Below are 18,273 nucleotides of genomic sequence, written 5' to 3' on the forward strand. Positions count from 1 at the left end.
CGTTCCATTTTCGCCTCGTTGAACTGTTATAGTAACTTTATAGCTTTCAACGTTAATTTGATTTTTTCCGGGTTAATCATCTGACCTTTCGAGATTTCTCTCATTAACACTTCACAAATACGATCAAGATTATGATGGGAATCGAGTTCGACTTTCAAAAATCGTCCTAGCTCAGCTGCTTCAGATTGACGATTAAATAGAGGAACGTCACCGGATGGGAGTAATGACTGACCACTCTTGTTATCAAATTGTGAGTTGATCTTTAGAACGCTGTGTATAATGAGGGAAACGATTTTCGAGATTTTACCTAGATTCAGTTTTTCAAATGAATCTTCAGGAGTATGCATGTAGGCATAATGACCACAAGTAAAAAATAAGTTAGGAATTTTGCGTCTATCAAAGATGTAATTATCGGATAAATAAAATAATTCTCGGTTTCTCAAGCGATAGACTTGTAGATCCTTTACATTTCTTTGCGCAAATTTAATGGAATTTGAAAGAATTGGGCAAGTATTGGCTCCAATTACAAACAAGGCGTTTTCACGGTCTTTTACAGGGACATTATGACCACATAAATCTAAAATGAATGCTCCAAGAAATTTATCATAGTCCAATATTTTTTGAGACTGATGATAAAATTGAATACTCCCCATGCTATTGGTCATGAAGTATCTTGGCTCTTCCATATCAAAGATGGCTAAAACAATCGTAATAGTTAATTTAGTTGTTTTTAATGAATCAAGTACAGACATTAAAATACCAATGGAAGCGGCGTTATCATTTGCTCCTGGACAGCCCTGTACATGATCATAGTGTGCACCTAAAAGTAACCATTTTTCGCCGATCCCCTTTTTTCCGGCAATCAGGTTTCGGCCAATCTGTCCATTAAAAGCTGTGTAGGTTTGTTCCCATTCCTTATCGACTAATGGTGTTAGCGACAATCTTTCAAATTGTTCTACGATAAGTCTTCGAGCAGCATCATGGCCTTTTGTTCCGGGAACTCTCCCGTTAAGGCTTGGATTGGAAAGCTTCTGTATGAATTGTATATGCTCATTTTTCACCCAATAACCTCCTTATCTCGATTAGCAGCATCCATTATTTATCGATAATCTCATCATTATACTTACGGTACAAACGTACTTTACATACCCTGAACCAAAGTGGTAATCAATGTTTTTAATAAAAGGCTTTTTTCGCAAACTTTGTTGCTCTATCCGTACTAATTTGTCCTCACTAAGAGGCGACTTAGGACAGGCGTGGTGAAATCAATGAAAATCGAGTCCGAACCTGTGGTTACTTCGGACAAGTTTGGCAAATCCAAAGGCACTTTAGTCCGAACCTTCCGTGAATAAGCATGAATGTGAGGAAGTTTCCAAAACGATAAAAAACTTGGTGTTATCAACCAAGTTTTTAAGTACTTCTAAAAATATTTTTCGAAATAACTTACTATATTTCTCTATTTAGGGACGGTAAAACTTTCACTGTAATTTTACTCATGTTATACCAAATGGCTCCACCATGCTTTGAACTTGAAACACCGATGTTGAGGTATCCATGTTTTTCATAGAAGTGAATGAGGTTCTGTTTACAAGTGAGTGTAATCGTTTCACGTTTTTTCTCTCTTGCTTCTTTTTCAAGATGAGCAAGTAACGCTGTTGCCACACCTCGTTTTTGAAAATGTGGAGACACTGCTAATCCTAAAACGCTTTGATGACCTCCAGTCGCCGGGATTTGCTTTTAGATCGCTAAATAAATCATCTGTAATGAATGATTTATCAATAACTGGTCCATTGACTAAACCCACAATCACACCATCTTTTTCTGCTACAAAAAAACTATCCGGAATAAATTTAATTCGCTTTTCAAATGCTTCTCTCGTCGCAGCTTCTTCTTTCGTAAAACAAAGCTGTTCGATGACTACAAGTTCACGTAAATCTTCCATTTTTACATTTCGTATTTTCAACATTTCCATCATTCCTCCAAATTGAACCCTACACCTAAAACTATATAAGTTCATCCTAATTTATTGACATGAATTTGTATAATATCTTGATTTAGGCAATGAATAAGCAAGGTTCATGTCGAAAAATCAAGGGATTATTATAAGATTAGAACCATGAAAATGGTAAGTTACATTTGAATTTTTTTGAAAATGAGGTTAATTTTTCGGATAATTTGATTGGATCATTTTTAAAAGAGACCAAATCCATTGGTTTTGACTCGAACTATTCCCATCGCCAGCTCGACCGTTTATGTATAGAATAGGCATACTCCCTGAGTTTCGGATACGTGTAATACTACGTTAATCTAAGACAACAACTCCGGCTACATCCTCGAATGACACCCGCTCAAACACGCCAGGCTTAACTTCAATACGAAGCTGATGCGTAATAGGATCGATATAGTGTACGTGGCCCGATATATCCAACGTAAACCCATCGTCCCACACTGTTATCTTTACCTCCAGATTACATTCCATCGTACACCATATCCGTTGGTCAAACACCTCCATTTTATATTCGTCAATTAACGGTTTAGGCTGCCGCTCTTCATCCTTCCAATACTCTCGCATCATCTTGAATTGTTCAGGCATAAAAAAGGCGGTCTGCCATTTCTTAACGCCTCGATCGCGATTAGCCATAACGTTCATCTCCTTCGTTCTTATTATACGCGAACGAATGTTCCGTATGAATGAAAATAAAAAAAGAGCGACTTTTCAGCCACTCTCATTACAACTGCATAATTTAAGGGAATTACTGAGTGAATCTTACGGTAGCTGTTCTGACACAGCTTACAAAAGCTTCAATCCCAGGAACATTACAACGAAACGTAACTCTTACATGCAAATCAAAAGTTCCTGTTCCAGCGATTTCTATTCTGTTATCATCTACAATTCTTGGATTTCCTACTATTCTTGGATTTCCCGAAATCGGAGTCAAACTCCATTCATAAATAATATTTCGGTCCCTACCAGTACAGAAAATGGTAGCGCACTGGAGGTCAGCATCAGCAAAATATACTCCGGGAGCGTTTGTTCTTTTTATACCTTCGTCTCTTAGACGTGATCCCGAGCAACATCCTTCATTCGGTTGACCTACTCCATTACAGTTACAAATACGATCTCTTTGATCTGCCCAACCAGGTTCATTTCTTCTATCTAACATTTACATATCACCTCACTTTATAGCTAGTACTATTATTCTGGAATTAATAGAGTTCTTGGACAAACCTTGAAAAATAAAAAAAAGCCACCATGTAAGGTGACGTCATGTCTTTTGGTTCGTATGGTGATCGTATCTATTTCCGGAAGTTAGCAGAATAGCTTTATCGCACTCGTACTGTAAATGCGGATCAGTGCGTTAATTTTCAAATTTGTACTCAATGTCAGAATGCATCAATGCAGACCAAGAAGCGAGTATACCCATTTCTAAATCAAGAAAATGGCGTCTATTATATAAAAACTTGGTTAATTGTTAATTGTTGGTTCATAAAAAAATTTTTCGTGTAAACGATTTGCGCCAACTGATTAAACGACAGCCTGGCATCGTAGTCAAGCTGTTTTTTATCTGATTGGCCGAAAGCTTCCTCACTTCAAGTATCAAAATGGGTTGAATCCGCCCTATTTAGTAAAAAATCTGAAGAGTCTCTTCCATATAAATACAATCGATGCATCGGTCTTGTCATAGAGACGTACAACAATTTGATGTCCAAGTCTACTTCCCCGTATGGTTCTTCCAAGCATACTATCAAAACGGCATCAAACTCTAACCCTTTTGATAAATAAGAAGGTACAATCACCACATGTCCCTTCTTCATATCCTGTTTTTCTTCTACTAATTGAATGGGAAGATGACTTTTTTCTAGGATTTGATGGATTCTTTGACATTCTCTGTCGGTTCGTCCAATGATCGCAATGGAGTGAAGCTCTTCCTCTTTCAGTGAGGCAATATCTTGTTCTAGCTGAAGCTTAATATATTCCAGATTAGCAGGGTCAATCGTTTTAAACAATGGTTTTTGACCATGCCGAATGACGGGTTCGACCTTTGGCAAGTCTTGGTCGATCAGCTTCAGGATATCATTTGCCAAATTCATGATTTCAACGGTTGTTCTGTAGCTTTTTTGCAAGGCTTGATAATTCGCATTTGGGAAAATATCTTTCAATACAGGTCCCCAACTATTCAAGCCGCGATAGGAATGAATGCCTTGTGCTAAATCTCCGACAATGGTAAACAAGTCTGTTTCGCAGCCTTCCTTTAATGCGGCAAATTGAAAATAGCTGTAATCCTGCGCTTCATCAATGAAGATACTACGCATTTTATATTTTTCATCAATGCCTTCTAATTTGGCCTTCATATAAAATAACGGAGCTAAATCCTCCAGCTCGTATGCACCTCTAGCAAAAATCCGCTGACAATACTTACTTAGAACTCTGCATTCCTGATCAGAGAGTGTAGTTGAATGCTCTTTTATCCTTTCAGGAGAGGACATCAATTCCTTGTATAAGGTAAAAACATCTTTCATGACAAACGGTTCCATATATTTTTTTACCGCTGTCTTCGATTCCTTCTCCACCTTCGCTTTTCTTTGTTCTTTCATGTCCATGAGGTCAACCACTTTATGCTGTCTTTTTTCCGGTTGCAGCCTCCTGCTAAAAAGAATCTTTTCTAAAGCATCATCATATTTAGTATTGAGTTTTGATAGCATGATGGATTTCTTCTTTTTCAAATCATCTTCTAATAAGGTTTTTATTTTTCCGATCCTTTTATAGATTGGTAAGTAGGTATATTCTTGTAAAAATAGCTTTTTGAGCTTTTTTCCCTTCATGAGAATAGATTTTTCTACAATAAAATCCTCTTCAGGGGCGAGTTTTAATTCCAATTCTTTTATATAACTATAGATTACTTCCTTAAATTCGAGTGAACCCTTAAAACTTGAGACCCATTTCATCGAATTGGATTTTCCGTTTCCTTCAAGGAGCTTCATTAGCTTAGAATTAGCGGAAAATAGTTTTATTTTCTGCCCTAAGCAAGTTCTCATAAAATCAATAAAGGTGGTTTGATTAATTTTGTTGACCCCTAGTTCAGGTAATACGGCAGATATATAATCAATAAAAAGTCGGTTTGGTGCGAGTATCATTAATTTTTCTGAAGGAAATTTAAACCCTAAGGAATAGAGAAAGTAGGATATTCTATGGAGTGCGATTGTTGTCTTCCCGCTTCCCGCGGCCCCTTGAACGATGATGGGGTGTTTCAGTGATGCTCGGATCACTTCATTTTGCTCATTTTGAATGGTCGCAACGATTTCTGTTAAGCGATTGTCAGCTTTTCCTGACAATGATTTTTGCAAAAGTTCGTCGTGTGTGGTCAAATCGATGTCTCTGATTTCTTTTAATAAGCCATCGACGATTTCATACTGCCTCTTTAACGATAAGAACCCGGTTTGAGTCTCCCCATATGCTTCATAAGAAACATTTCCTAGTCTGCCGTCATAGTACACATTGGCAATCGGTGACCTCCAATCCACGATAATGGGCTGTTGGGTCACACGGTCAAACAGTGATACCTTGCCTATGTACAAAATTTCTTCACTTTTACTACTATCGTTTGTAAAATCGATTCTTGAAAAATATGGTTTGCCAATCACGCTTTCTAACCTTTTCAGTTCACTTTCAGCTAATTCAAGAAAGCTTGCATTCGCGAGGAGATCCGTGTAACTTGCACTACTATCCTGATTGTCTAAGTCAGCAAACGCTTGTTTCATATTTTCAACAAAAAATTCTTTATTCCCCTTAGAAATCTCTAAAACGGTCCGTATATATTCCTTGGTAAACTCTAAACGCTCCACTTCTCGTTGATAATCTTTATGGTCACGGACAGACACTTGATCTTTGGCACTCATCCTTTTAACTAGTCACCTCACTATTCAACTATGGAAACATGGGATATTAAGATTAACGAAAACTTTTATTCTAGTCAAGGTCCATTATTCCTGTTATGCTCTTCACGTTTTCTATTTCACCAGCAATAATTTGGTATGCTTTTTCAAATAATTATGAAGACTGATCCTCATGCGATCAGATCTGTATTCTCGAACCAGAATGAATGCTTTTGCTGCCAACACCTTTTTGTATTTTGTGTTTCATTAGAGATTTATTAATCCCATTTTACATAGAATATAAGAATAGGGACTAACCGTGAATGGTTAGTCCTTTATTAAACTTAATGTTGATTCCTAAATTGGCTGCCTATTTATTATTTTTTATCCATTCTATTAGTTCTGATACTGCATCTTCAAAATCTACTGCTGCCGTTCCGTCTTCTGGAATTTGCCCCATACTGTTTTCGAATTCGGTCAACCGAATTGAAAGCTTCTCCAAGTTTTCATCAGACTCCTGCTTCTTTGATTGATAATTTTTAGCTTTATTCAAAAGGTCGCTGAATTCATTATCTTCTTCTATTTCGTCAATCAGGCTCCAAACCTCTTGCAGTACCGTCTCTAATTTTTGCGCAGAAGTGTGAAGCTTTTGTAATTTTTCAATGGTGGATTGCATTCCTGTACTCCTTTCATACTCGAAATTCATGTTAAAAACGACTGTTTATACAACTTATAAAGTAACATTAGTTCATTTTTGCTAATGTTTCAATCATATTTACTATTGCTTGATTTATAGGATCATTGAACGGCTCTTCCATCTCTTTAAAGTTCAACCAAATTGAAATAAATTTTCTGTGTACCGATTTATTCATTAAATGAACTTGACTATAGGTATTCGTTTTCTAATAAGAGAATTGAATAATCAAAAAAGAAAGCACCATCCAATTTTTATGGATGATAGCTTTCAGTAAATGACCAGGGTTTGTGTTTATCATTATTAAACTTCAGATTCATTAAGGTTATTTTTTTGAATTTTTAATTTTGTAATTTTTATGATTAACAATGGTGATAAGAGGTTCATTTTTATCTTTTGAATAACCATATTGGACCATAACGGAATTTTCCCTTATGGCTGAAACCTCCCCTTCAAAGTTTTTTCCATCACGATTAAAGGAAATAACATCACCAATTTTTGCCGTGGCCATTCTCCATCACCTCGAATTTATAATATCCAAAAACAGGTGAAAAATACGTTTCTTCATCTGTTCAAAATTTAGCTCTCTCCCAAAGTTTTTTCTGCTCTTATTCTGTCCTTTCTTAAATAAAATGTGGTACAACTTGTAATCCGTTTATTAAAAAAGATATTTAATGGGGATAATAATGAAAAGGACTGGATAAATCAATTTGCAGAGATTTGTCTTCTTTCGGCCATTTACTATCAATGAAGGAGTAAAAAAATGAGCAAAAAAATATTAATCGCCATTATGGGAACACTATTAGTACTTATTTCTGCAGGCTGTGGCGATTCACTGAACAACAACAGTCAAAACAATATTCAAGCCCAAAAAATTACGTATGCTTCACGTTCTTTAACAGCACCCTTCTCAGATTTGCTTTATGGATTTGCAGCAATGGAGAAATATGTAGCAAATGGGGATTATAATTCTGCAAAAACTCTTTCACGTAACCTTTATGATGAATTTCACGACGCCATTCTGCCTTCATTAACGGCGAAAAAGGGTAAATCATATGCAGAACAGATTGATCGAAAATACGATGAGCTCGATGAGGCCCTTTCTAACAAGAATAAATCAAAAATTACAGAACTCATCAAGAAAAATCGAAGTAATCTCAAAACCATTGCTCCCATTTTGGGTGTTTCAGTCATTTCATCAGAATAATGATTACTCAGCCTTGAAGCAGTTAAGCAACAAAAATGAGAAAAAAACAGTTCGGGCATACATACTCTGACCCTACTAAAGGAGGAAATCGCATGGGGAGCTTAAGCGTAAAATTGACGATTTTGGAACTGGCCATCGGAGTTCTTATCCTAATTTATGAATTTGTAACAGGACATCCTTGGACAGTTGACGGAGTACCATGGACAATGGATGGAAATTTCCACCTCAACCTTGCCCTTGGATTTTTTACCGGCGCAGGATTCACATTTATAATAGGAGCCATTATTGGGTCCATCCAAAGTAGAGATCATTCCTACAAAAAATGATGTCTTTCCTTAAAGGGGGATAAAAATGGAGGAGTATTATTATACTGTTGTTTATATTGGGTTATTTGCAGCAGCGATGGGAATATCCTCATTTATGTATTATAAAATGATGCATGAATAATAACTCCATTGGGGTAACAACAAAAAAATGACTATCAATATAACAATTTGATAGTCATTTTCCATGTTGGTTATCAGTAACTGAATTATAATTGAAATGTTGATCTATTTTATGTATGATCTCCGCTTAACTGAACCTAGTCTTTCATCGATTTATTAAACATAATGGTCGTTATAATCAAAGTCAAACCAAACAATCCGCATATAAGAAAAAGTCCATAATCCATTTTTTCACCCCTTCATACCAAAATCCTTTATTTGATTCCAATTACCATCGCCGAAAACATTCCTAAAATATAGAACAAAGAGCAAATAAACGTCCGTTTTGCCCAAATAAATAAATGGTCTTCCTCTTTCCACATTCTCCATGTGCAATAAAGAAGAGCACTGTTAAAAATGATGGAACCGGCAAGATAAAAGGTATTAAAATTCCCGCTTATGTATAGGGCTATGGAACATAGAAATAAAAGAGCCATATAAATAAGACTTTGAATTTTTGTCGAACGAGGCCCTTTTACCACAGGCATCATCGGAATCCCTGCCTTTGTGTATTCGTCATTCTTGTATAAGGCAAGGGCCCAGGAATGAGGGGGAGTCCATAGAAAAATCACCATAAATATTAACAATGCCGTAACATTTAAACCATTGGTGACGGAAGCCCATCCAATTAAAACCGGGAACGCGCCGGCCCCTCCACCAATGACAATATTTTGAGGCGTACGGCGTTTTAACCACATCGTATAAACAACAGCATAATAAAAATACCCTGCAGCATTTAAAAAAGCTGTGAGAGGATTTACAAAGAAAAAAGCGATGACAACTGAAAGAACACCTAATAAAATACCAAACCTCAAAACAGATGAGGGATTGATCACCCCCGCTGGAATGGGACGCTTGGCTGTCCGCTCCATCAAAACATCAATATCCCGGTCATACCACATATTTATGGCCGCTGATCCACCGGCCGACAGCGAAGCACTCAAAAGCATGGCGAAAATTACAAACAAAGAGGGTATTCCTCTTTGGGCAACAAATGCAGAACATATGGAAGTAAAACAAAGCATAATTAATATTTTGGGTTTCGTTACTTCTTTATAACTAGAAATTGTTTGAGTCAACCGATTAAACCATGATTGCGTATCCTGATGAATTTCATGAACAACTGCCAAGGACTCCTCACTCCATTATGTTTAGTTTTCATCGCCCCTTGAGTAAACTCCACGCAGGGCGATGAAATTTTTCCTTACATTATTGAACCACATAGTTAAATGACATGATCCAAATCGCTCCGATCACGATCGTAAGAACGAATACGATACCTAAAATTAATGCTACTGCATTGTATCTCGGTCCCTCCCCATCACGAATATGCATGAAGAAAAACAGCTGAATGACAAATTGCAAAACTGCTGCAATCAAAATACTAACTGTAAGTGCAGTTTTTCCCATCATATGATTTAAGACAAAAACAAGCGGGATGATCGTTAAAATAATCGATAAAATAAAACCAATGATGTACGATTTGAAGGATCCGATGTGTTCAGCGTGTTCGTGATTTGACATTTACATCACCCCCATTAAATACACAACGGTAAAGATAAAGATCCAAACGGCATCTAAAAAGTGCCAGTACAAACTAATAATAGAGATTTTCCGTTTGGTAACTGTTGTAATCCCTTTGCGGGAAAGTTGAATCATCAATCCAATCATCCACAGAATACCAAATGAAACGTGCGCCCCGTGTGTACCCACAAGGCAGAAGAAGGAAGTAAGGAAGGCACTTCCGGAAATAGCAGCCCCTTCCCGAACCATACTGGTAAACTCATTGAGCTCAAGCCCAACGAACACTGCACCTAAAAGGGCCGTAACCATTAACCACCCAATCAGGGCTTTTTTGTTCCCTCTGTGCATGGCTAAAACCGCTATTCCACTCGTAAACGAACTAATTAATAAAATGAATGTTTCCATGATAAACCCGGGAACATCAAATTCCTTGGAGGTAAATCCACCATTTGTATGGGTATGCAAAACAGCATAAGCAGAGAAAAATGTAGCAAATAAGAGACAGTCAGTTACAAGGAAAATCCAAAAGCCTAAAACCTTTAATTCCTCCTGGTCTGCATGGCCATGGTCGTGACCATGGCCTGAAAGCTTTGCAGAAACGCTTTGTGACATACCTACATCCTCCCTATCGTTTCACCAATTGGTTTATCAACTGATGGCGCCCGATTCCTTAAAGCTTTTTCCGTCCATTCAATTTCATCAACTGGAATGTAATAATCCGTATCATATTGGAATGATCGTACGAATAAAGTGACAGCTACACCGATTAATCCCGCAAATCCCATCCAATTCCATTCGAATGTAAAGCCAAATCCGGCAACAAAGAAAAAGCATGACATGATAAACGGAATACCTGAATTTTTCGGCATATGAATCGGTTCATATTTTGGCGGTTCTTCTTTGTACCCAGCTTGCCGCATTTCTTCTTTTTTGTACCACCAAGCATCGCGGCCTTTTACTTCAGGTACAATGGCAAAGTTATACAGTGGCGCCGGAGATGGAATGGACCATTCTAAAGTACGACCATCCCAGGCGTCACCTGTTAGATCACGTTTTCCATATTTAATGCTATAAAGAATTTGCCACACCTGAATGATGAATGCGATCCCCATCACGAACGCACCAATCGAAGAAATGAAGTTAAGCGGAGCCCACCCCATATCCCATCCGGCAGATTGGTTGTACGTATAAATGCGCCGGGTCATCCCCATAAAGCCAAGTGCATATTGAGGCATGAAGCAGACATAGAAACCGATTTGCCATAACCAGAAACCCCATTTTCCTAGCGTTTCATTTAATTCAAAACCAAAAATTTTGGGGAACCAATAGTACATTCCTGCCAGATAACCGAACACAACACCACCGATTAACACTTGGTGGAAGTGGGCAATGAGGAAATAACTATTGTGATATTGATAGTCTGCAGGTGCAGCAGCAAGCATGACACCTGTCGCCCCGCCGAGTAGGAACGTGGGAACAAACGCAAACATCCAAAGCATTGGCTGCGAAAACATAACACGGCCGCGGTACATGGTAAACAGCCAGTTGAATACTTTAACACCAGTCGGAATCGCGATAATCATCGTACAAATGGCAAAGACAATATTCACGTCAACACCAGCGCCCATGGTAAAGAAGTGGTGAACCCATGTATAGTAAGAAACTACGGCGATTGCAATCATGGAATATACCATGGAACTGTATCCAAAAATCCGTTTTTTAGAGAATACTGCAACCACCTCAGAGAATACTCCGAAAGCAGGTAAGACAACAATATACACTTCAGGGTGACCCCACATCCAAATTAAGTTGACATACATCATCGGGTTACCGCCCGCAGTCATGCTAAAGAAGTGTCCGCCAAGTAAACGGTCGATTGTTAACATGACTAAAGCTACTGTAAGAATAGGGAATGCACCTAAAATGGCAATCGATGATGATAAAACTGACCATGTAAATAACGGCATATCCCTTAAACGCATGGATGGGGCACGCATTTTTAAAATGGTTACCACAAAATTAAGGCCTGTTGCCAAACTTCCGATACCGGAAATTTGGATACCCCAAATCCAAAAATTTTGCCCCGGACCCGGGCTAAACATTTTTTCCGATAAAGGCGGATAAGATAACCAGCCTGAGGCTGCAGATCCGCCAATAACGAACGAGATATTAAACAGCATGGCCCCAATAAAGAACAGCCAAAAACTGACAGCATTTAAAAATGGATAGGCAACGTCACGTGCTCCGATTTGCAGAGGAACGACGATATTAAATAACGCAAACATAAAAGGCATTGCCATAAATAAAATCATGATCGTTCCGTGCGTTGTAAAAATTTCATTATAGTGGTCAGAAGCCAAAAAATGACTATTTGGCACCGCCAGCTGGATACGCATTAAAATCGCATCCACCCCGCCGCGGAAGAGCATAAGTAATGCAGCTAAAAGGTACATAATCCCGATTTTCTTATGGTCAACTGTTGTAATCCATTCTCTCCAAAGCCATCCCCATTTTTTTAATAAGGTGAGGGACACGATGATAGCCACCGTAGCTAAAACAATGGAAACATCTGCACCATAAATCATGGGATCTCCGGTTACAAAAAAATTCGATGTATTCATGGAATCATTACCTCCTGTTTAATCATTTGCTGTGCATCGACATTGTCGACATGTCTTCACCCATATGGTGCATATGGTGGAAATAGGTTCCGCCATTTTTATTCACGATGTTTTCATATAAATTCTTAGGATAGGAAGAAAAGCTCAATTCCTTCACATTGTTTGGTTTCGACAATTCTTTGTACCCTGCGTCTGTAAGAGCAGGTGAATCTTTCTTCAAAGCAGAGGCCCATCTATTGAATTCAGCCTGGCTGACAGCTCTTACCCTAAATTGCATATGGGCAAATCCTGATCCGGTAAAGTTTGCACCGGAACCGAAATAATTCCCTGGTTTATCTGCCTGTAGCCACAATCCCATTGACATTCCAGGCATCGTATATTCCATGCCCCCAAGCTGCGGAACCCAGAATGAATTCATCGGCGCATCAGAGGTTAAAACGAATTGAATGGGAACCCCTGCAGGAATTTCCGCATAGTTTACCGTCGCGACCTTTTGATCAGGATACGTGAACAACCATTTCCAATCCAATGATGTTACTTGAACAACAACCGGTTTCACATCCTTAACAGGCGGCTTTGATACATTAATGGCGGTTTTAGCAGTATACACTCCAAGAATCGCAACAATCACAACCGGAATGGTCCACCAAACAACTTCCAATACTTTGCTATCATCCCATTCAGGTTGATAGGGTGCAGTGTTTCCAGGCCTATCTCTATACCGAATTAAAATATAAACAAAGATAGCCAAGACAGGAATGATAACAACTGCACATAAAACGGCAGATATAATAATCAAATGTAACTCTTGTTGACCAACAGGTCCTTTTGGGTCAAGAACAATATATTTACTACTGTCACAACCAGCCAAAAGCACGGTGCCCAACAAACCCAAGATAGTAATTTTACTATATCGAATCCATTTTCTCACTTTCATTTCCCCTTCAATCCAAGTTGTAGTTTTTAATAAAAACAATTTGTTAGTAGTAGTAAATATGGTAACCCAACTCCTATGGCATAATACCAAAACATGGAATATGATTTAAATTGTGCCAAAATATTGATCTTTTCCATTTAGTTCTTCCATTTAAAGTGAAAATTAGTAATTAAAGGGGTTCCAAATAAACAATTTAAGTCAAAAATAGCAGTTTCTGCTATGCAAGCGAATTATTATAAACGGAGGACGTTGGACAAAAAAATGCTAAAAAAATAGAAAAAAACCATGAGAACATACCCATGGTTTTCATTCCATTCTCCAATTGACTCGAATTGATTCCAAAGAGAGTATACCTTTTTAAAAACGGACTGAAGAATTTTTTTTTCTTATTTTTTCACGTACTCATAAAGCGTCATTGAAGAATTTCCAAATCCCGTCCAACTCCGGTCTTGACTTGGCTTAGATTGTGAGTCCTGCCACTTGTAAGCGGGTACGACTAGACAGTTGGTTTTGATCCAATTGAGGACTGCTGATTGTTGATTACCAAATGACCTTTCTTGCAGAAGGAAATAGCGGATTTGTCCTTCATTGATCAACTTTTGCAGCTTTTCCACTGTGAGTGCCGGATCATTACCCATAAATCCCCCCATTGCCATAACAGGAAGGCCGGTATCAAGAATAATAGGTGCAGCCGACGTGGCATTTAATGTTGCCACCAGGTAGGTTCCTTCTCGATAATTCGATTTTAAATAGTTTTCAAGTTTAGGATTGGATGTCATTCCATCTCGTCCATGTTGAGTTTTTAGCTCCGGACCTGCAAACGGTTTGGTTACGTTTCCGCCATATTCAATCGGAGTCATCGCCCAGGCTGTTGGAGCAGTTATTAAAGCCAGAACACCAGCCAGCATTACTATGATAGAAATGCCCTTCTTACCAGGAGCATTTATTTTTTTGACAAACATCAAACAAATCAAAGCAATGAATGTCAGAACCCCGATTGTAATCGTAAGCGGGTCCCGTAATGTTGGATATTTCCATACTACGGAAATTTCAAAGACAACGGTGCATACCAATGCAAGAGGTAAAAACCAGCTTTCTTTTTTTTCTTTTGCACACCATTGTTTCCACATCTCTATAAAACCGGCTCCAGCCAAAGCTGCAATCCCCGGAGCCATCATTACCATATAATAACTGCTGAACCTTTTTGCAATACTGAAGAAGACAAGCATGGTTAAAACCCATACTGTCCATAAAACAACCGTTCGGCGCTTACGTTCAAGAGGAACTCGAAATCGTATCCCCCACAAGAGTGAAATAACACTAATTAAGACACCCGGCAAAAGCCAACTAAGTTGACTATCCAATTCGGGAGTTGTAAACAGTCTGAAAATGCCCGAGTTACCTGTTTGTCCAAATCCGGAAAAAAAGTTCCCTTGATTCCGTGATGCATTTCTCATGAACTGAGGGTTATGACTGTTCATAGGCTGCCTCGTTGATGATTGGACATTCGGGCCTGCATTTCGATGTGCCCCTTTACTCCCGTTCCAATTACTGAACTGCCGGCATTGCAGTTGGCTCATATGGAAATTTCCTTGTTGTCCTCGCTGTTGACCAACCAACCGATTGATCCCGTTATAACCAATCGCTAATGTGACCATCGAATTATTTTGTGTACTTCCAACATATGGGCGCTGATCTGATGGCACCGAATCAACAATAATCGACCAAGATAAGGAAACAACCGTAAGAACGATTGTAGCTGCCAATAAGTGAACCAGTTTTTTAGTCCAAGTTAATTTGGGGGAGATCAAATAAAAAAGATAAAAAGCCGGTAGGACGAGGAACGCCTCCATCATCTTAATGTTAAATCCGACTCCAACTAGAATAAAGGCGAGCACCAACCATTTTAAATGACTTTGCTCTACCGCTTTGCTAATCGCCCAAGTCGCAATCAAAGTAACGAACATGAGCATACTATCCACTTCATTCGTCCGGTCCGCCGCCACAACAATCGGGGTTAGTGCCAAAAATAACGCCGCCAAAAGCCCGGCTCCACGTCCAAACACTCGTGCTACAAGATGGTAAAGTAAAGCGACCGAGAACACACCGGCCAATGCTTGAGGCAGAAATAAGCTCCATCCTTTAAATCCGAATATATATGCACTTAATGTTTGAAACCAAAAACCAACTGGTGGTTTATCAATGGTTATAAATCCTTTGGGGTCAAATGAATTATAGAAAAAGTTGTGCCAGCTATTCAGCATACTTTTTACTGCGGCAGAATAATAGGTATTTCCATATCCCTCCTGCCCTAACTTATAAAAATTAAGAATGATAGATAACAATAGAATTGCTGCCAACCCAAGATATTGCCACTTGAATTTTAATTTTCCTTGTTCCATAGAATCCTCATACACTTCATTTATTCATCATTAGTTTAATCTAAACATACGAAAGGAATATTGCGTGAATATGAAGTGAATATGAACAAAATGTGAACTTTCACGGGCATATAAAACTAAATATGATACCATAATACAGGTTAATGGGAAAATCTTTAAAAGCAGACCGTTAAAAAACTTTTAAAAAAATTGGAGCAATACTTCCTATTTACCAGCAAGGAAGAATAGGAAGTATTGCTCCAATTTGTATAATTTTTTTGTTATCCAACGTGCGTTTGGGACATATAGACCTATTGATATATATATAGCTATATTTTTAGGAACGGGTCTAAGTTCCCTTTTTTTTAGTAGGTCCTAAATATTGATAATCACTTGGAATAATCGGTTTAAAACCCTTCGGATGGTAAAAGCGAAGTAAATCTTGATTCACGATCATATCAGACATTTTCAGTTCATTTTTCACTTTGTCGCTAAAGCTATTGCAAGTTTTTTGATCAGTAGCGAGAGCCCCTGTTGCTACACTGTAGCATTTGTCCCCCGATTGAATCACATCCGTTGAGACAAAATCTCCATTTCTAAATGCAACCCAATTCCGGTGCTGTGGCGATAAGAGATCGGAACCAAATTCTATATAATCTTTTGTATCAATTCCCAGAAGATGAAGAAGAGTCGGACGAACGTCAACTTCCCCCCCCACTTGATGCTGCACTCCGCCTTTTACGCCTGGAACATGGATGAACAATGGAACCTGCTGAAGATTAGAGTCCATTACCGGTGTAATTTTGTCCACTCCGAACGCTTTTGCCATAGCAGTATAGTTGTTACTCGAAAGTCCGTAATGGTCTCCATAAAGAATAATCACCGTCTTATCGTACAATCCATCTTTTTTAAGGGCATTAAAGAATTGTTGCAGTGCCTGATCCATATAGTTTGCAGATTGGACATATTGATTCACAGCCCAGTCCCCATAATCTCCTTGTGGAAAATTAGTATCACCCGGATCGATTTCAAAAGGAAAATGGTTTGATAAGGTGATGAATTTCGTATAAAATGGTTGTTTTAAATTTTCGAGCATCGGCATGCTTTCAGCAAAAAATGGCTTGTCCTTCATTCCGAAATTCTTCATATTCGGCGGCGTCATGCTGTAATAGGAAGCGTCAAAAAACTGGTCGTATCCTAATGCCTTATACATGACATTCCGGTTCCAGAAGGTCTTATAGTTTCCATGGAAAACCGCCGAATTGTATCCGTATCCTTTTAAAATCGCAGGAGTCGCCTGATAGGTGTTTTGCGCTTTGTTGATAAACACAGCGCCCTGATTCAAAGGATAAAGCGAATTTTCCATTAAAAACTCCGCGTCGGACGTTTTCCCTTGTCCTGTTTGATGATAAAAATGATCAAAATAAAAGGTATTGCCATCATGAGCCAATGAATCCAAAAAAGGTGTGACAAGTTGTCCGTTCGGCATTTTAAAATCAATCATGAAATTTTGGAATGATTCCATTGAAACAAATATGACGTTCATCCCCTTCGCTTTCCCAAAGAGAGCCTGATTCGGAGGAGTATAGGTTGCTTTTCGGTAATTCTCCACATTTGTAAGATTGCTGCTGGATGCGAAAGCACGCTGGCTGGCTGTTTCAATATTTTGAAAGATGTCAAAGACTGTATAATTGTATGCGCCCAAATATTTAACAATATAATTCCGGTCAAAGGAAAGGGATAAAAGTTGCGGCCGGTCTTTTTCGGCGAGTCCTAAATTTAAGCAAAAAACGGTGATTGAAAACAAAAACACGATTTTGTACGTTTTCCGGTTTTGGACTTTCGCCTGTTTAAAAAAGGTGCAGGCAAGAACGATCAAGAGGATGGTATCAGTAAAATAAAATATATCAGTGAGTGACATCAAACCTGCAGCACTATCCCCTAATTGCCCGGCGTTGGATTTTGCCTGTAACAATACAGGGACAGTAATAAAATCGTTAAAGAAACGATAATAGACAATATTGGCATACAACAAAAAAGACAAGAAAAATTGGCTTCCAATCAGTACATGCTTAAAATACTTTTTGGAAAGAAAAGCTGTACCTAAAAAGAAAAGAGCAGAGCTTAAAGGATTAATAAATAATAAAAACTTTTGAAGATTATTGTCGGTTCCCAGTCTAAAATCAAGTTTATATGCAATATACGTTTTTATCCAGAACAACACAACAGCAATGACAAAAAAAACGAGATGGTTATGAGCTGTTTTTTTCATATTTTTCTCCTCTCTTGCTGACACCGTAACCACATCATGGTAGTTTTCAAAAAAATACGATTATCATTCGATATCTTCTTTTATCAAGGCTATTTTCGCATAGATTGTTGTTTTTCGTATAAGTTTATCACCCCGTATTATTAGAAGCTTCGTGGCATCTTTTCGTAAGAACATTTGCGAAAATTGCCTAGAAACTTAGTAAATGAACTTTATTAAGCTTAAAAGCAACAAAGTTTACGAAAAGAGCCTTTATCAAAAAATGATAGCTTGGCTTAAAT

Annotated in this window: 15 protein-coding genes and 1 pseudogene; 2 read left to right on the plus strand and 14 right to left on the minus strand. The window is 38.2% G+C overall.

What is annotated here, in order from left to right; all coding sequences use genetic code 11:
- Positions 1 to 26: 26 nt before the first annotated feature.
- The 7 genes and pseudogenes from AC3ANV_RS16535 to AC3ANV_RS16565 all read right to left on the minus strand — a co-directional run bounded on the left by AC3ANV_RS16535 (position 27) and on the right by AC3ANV_RS16565 (position 7,079).
- A complete protein-coding gene (locus AC3ANV_RS16535; RefSeq protein WP_488309784.1) occupies positions 27 to 1,061 on the minus strand; it encodes a M28 family peptidase in 1,035 nt (344 codons plus the stop codon).
- Positions 1,062 to 1,446: 385 nt separating this feature from the next.
- A pseudogene (locus AC3ANV_RS16540) lies at positions 1,447 to 1,966 on the minus strand (GNAT family N-acetyltransferase).
- A 336-nt stretch (positions 1,967 to 2,302) separates the two neighbouring features.
- On the minus strand, positions 2,303 to 2,641 hold the full coding sequence (locus AC3ANV_RS16545; RefSeq protein ID WP_488309785.1) for a YolD-like family protein: 339 nt from the start codon (positions 2,639 to 2,641) through the stop codon (positions 2,303 to 2,305).
- Positions 2,642 to 2,753: 112 nt separating this feature from the next.
- Positions 2,754 to 3,164 (minus strand): hypothetical protein, encoded by a 411-nt coding sequence (locus AC3ANV_RS16550; protein WP_488309786.1) that lies wholly within the window; start codon positions 3,162 to 3,164, stop codon positions 2,754 to 2,756.
- 427 nt (positions 3,165 to 3,591) lie between these two features.
- On the minus strand, positions 3,592 to 5,898 hold the full coding sequence (helD, locus tag AC3ANV_RS16555) for an RNA polymerase recycling motor HelD (protein ID WP_488309787.1): 2,307 nt from the start codon (positions 5,896 to 5,898) through the stop codon (positions 3,592 to 3,594).
- A gap of 346 nt (positions 5,899 to 6,244) precedes the next feature.
- A complete protein-coding gene (locus tag AC3ANV_RS16560; RefSeq protein ID WP_488309788.1) occupies positions 6,245 to 6,550 on the minus strand; it encodes a hypothetical protein in 306 nt (101 codons plus the stop codon).
- 343 nt (positions 6,551 to 6,893) lie between these two features.
- Positions 6,894 to 7,079 carry a DUF2187 family protein gene (locus AC3ANV_RS16565; RefSeq protein ID WP_488309789.1) on the minus strand — a complete coding sequence of 62 codons (186 nt, stop codon included), beginning with the start codon at positions 7,077 to 7,079 and terminating at the stop codon, positions 6,894 to 6,896.
- A gap of 252 nt (positions 7,080 to 7,331) precedes the next feature.
- On the opposite strand from AC3ANV_RS16565, the gene AC3ANV_RS16570 reads away from it, so the two are divergent.
- Together AC3ANV_RS16570 and AC3ANV_RS16575 are read left to right on the plus strand one after the other, a co-directional pair.
- Positions 7,332 to 7,775, plus strand: a complete 444-nt coding sequence (locus AC3ANV_RS16570; RefSeq protein WP_488309790.1) for a hypothetical protein — start codon at positions 7,332 to 7,334, stop codon at positions 7,773 to 7,775.
- Between the two features lie 92 nt (positions 7,776 to 7,867).
- Complete coding sequence (locus AC3ANV_RS16575; RefSeq protein ID WP_488309791.1) at positions 7,868 to 8,101, plus strand: hypothetical protein; 234 nt, start codon at positions 7,868 to 7,870, stop codon at positions 8,099 to 8,101.
- Positions 8,102 to 8,475: 374 nt separating this feature from the next.
- Here AC3ANV_RS16575 and AC3ANV_RS16580 read toward each other — a convergent pair whose 3' ends face one another.
- From AC3ANV_RS16580 to AC3ANV_RS16610, 7 genes are all read right to left on the minus strand, one after another.
- Positions 8,476 to 9,390, minus strand: coding sequence for a heme o synthase (locus AC3ANV_RS16580; protein ID WP_488309792.1), 915 nt, complete (start codon positions 9,388 to 9,390; stop codon positions 8,476 to 8,478).
- A 79-nt stretch (positions 9,391 to 9,469) separates the two neighbouring features.
- Complete coding sequence (locus AC3ANV_RS16585) at positions 9,470 to 9,784, minus strand: cytochrome o ubiquinol oxidase subunit IV (RefSeq protein ID WP_488309793.1); 315 nt, start codon at positions 9,782 to 9,784, stop codon at positions 9,470 to 9,472.
- Complete coding sequence (locus AC3ANV_RS16590) at positions 9,785 to 10,396, minus strand: cytochrome (ubi)quinol oxidase subunit III (protein ID WP_488309794.1); 612 nt, start codon at positions 10,394 to 10,396, stop codon at positions 9,785 to 9,787.
- 2 nt (positions 10,397 to 10,398) lie between these two features.
- The gene (locus AC3ANV_RS16595; RefSeq protein ID WP_488309795.1) at positions 10,399 to 12,405 is read right to left on the minus strand and encodes a cbb3-type cytochrome c oxidase subunit I; all 2,007 of its coding nucleotides are present in this window, start codon (positions 12,403 to 12,405) and stop codon (positions 10,399 to 10,401) included.
- A gap of 22 nt (positions 12,406 to 12,427) precedes the next feature.
- Positions 12,428 to 13,342: a ubiquinol oxidase subunit II gene (locus AC3ANV_RS16600; protein ID WP_488309796.1), complete on the minus strand. Its 915-nt coding sequence runs from the start codon at positions 13,340 to 13,342 to the stop codon at positions 12,428 to 12,430.
- A 386-nt stretch (positions 13,343 to 13,728) separates the two neighbouring features.
- A complete protein-coding gene (locus AC3ANV_RS16605; RefSeq protein WP_488309797.1) occupies positions 13,729 to 15,744 on the minus strand; it encodes a glycosyltransferase family 39 protein in 2,016 nt (671 codons plus the stop codon).
- A 328-nt stretch (positions 15,745 to 16,072) separates the two neighbouring features.
- Entirely contained in the window at positions 16,073 to 17,995 is a 1,923-nt protein-coding gene (locus AC3ANV_RS16610) for an LTA synthase family protein (protein ID WP_488309798.1), read from the minus strand.
- Positions 17,996 to 18,273: the final 278 nt, after the last annotated feature.

Source organism: Neobacillus sp. DFD-2R (assembly GCF_057747865.1).

Coding starts and splice junctions, on each gene's coding strand:
- AC3ANV_RS16545 (WP_488309785.1), bottom strand. CDS start 2,641: ATGGCTAATCGCGATCGAGGCGTTAAGAAATGGCAGACCGCCTTTTTT.
- AC3ANV_RS16550 (WP_488309786.1), bottom strand. CDS start 3,164: ATGTTAGATAGAAGAAATGAACCTGGTTGGGCAGATCAAAGAGATCGT.
- helD (WP_488309787.1), bottom strand. CDS start 5,898: ATGAGTGCCAAAGATCAAGTGTCTGTCCGTGACCATAAAGATTATCAA.
- AC3ANV_RS16560 (WP_488309788.1), bottom strand. CDS start 6,550: ATGCAATCCACCATTGAAAAATTACAAAAGCTTCACACTTCTGCGCAA.
- AC3ANV_RS16565 (WP_488309789.1), bottom strand. CDS start 7,079: ATGGCCACGGCAAAAATTGGTGATGTTATTTCCTTTAATCGTGATGGA.
- AC3ANV_RS16570 (WP_488309790.1), top strand. CDS start 7,332: ATGAGCAAAAAAATATTAATCGCCATTATGGGAACACTATTAGTACTT.
- AC3ANV_RS16575 (WP_488309791.1), top strand. CDS start 7,868: ATGGGGAGCTTAAGCGTAAAATTGACGATTTTGGAACTGGCCATCGGA.
- AC3ANV_RS16585 (WP_488309793.1), bottom strand. CDS start 9,784: ATGTCAAATCACGAACACGCTGAACACATCGGATCCTTCAAATCGTAC.
- AC3ANV_RS16590 (WP_488309794.1), bottom strand. CDS start 10,396: ATGTCACAAAGCGTTTCTGCAAAGCTTTCAGGCCATGGTCACGACCAT.
- AC3ANV_RS16595 (WP_488309795.1), bottom strand. CDS start 12,405: ATGAATACATCGAATTTTTTTGTAACCGGAGATCCCATGATTTATGGT.
- AC3ANV_RS16600 (WP_488309796.1), bottom strand. CDS start 13,342: ATGAAAGTGAGAAAATGGATTCGATATAGTAAAATTACTATCTTGGGT.
- AC3ANV_RS16605 (WP_488309797.1), bottom strand. CDS start 15,744: ATGGAACAAGGAAAATTAAAATTCAAGTGGCAATATCTTGGGTTGGCA.
- AC3ANV_RS16610 (WP_488309798.1), bottom strand. CDS start 17,995: ATGAAAAAAACAGCTCATAACCATCTCGTTTTTTTTGTCATTGCTGTT.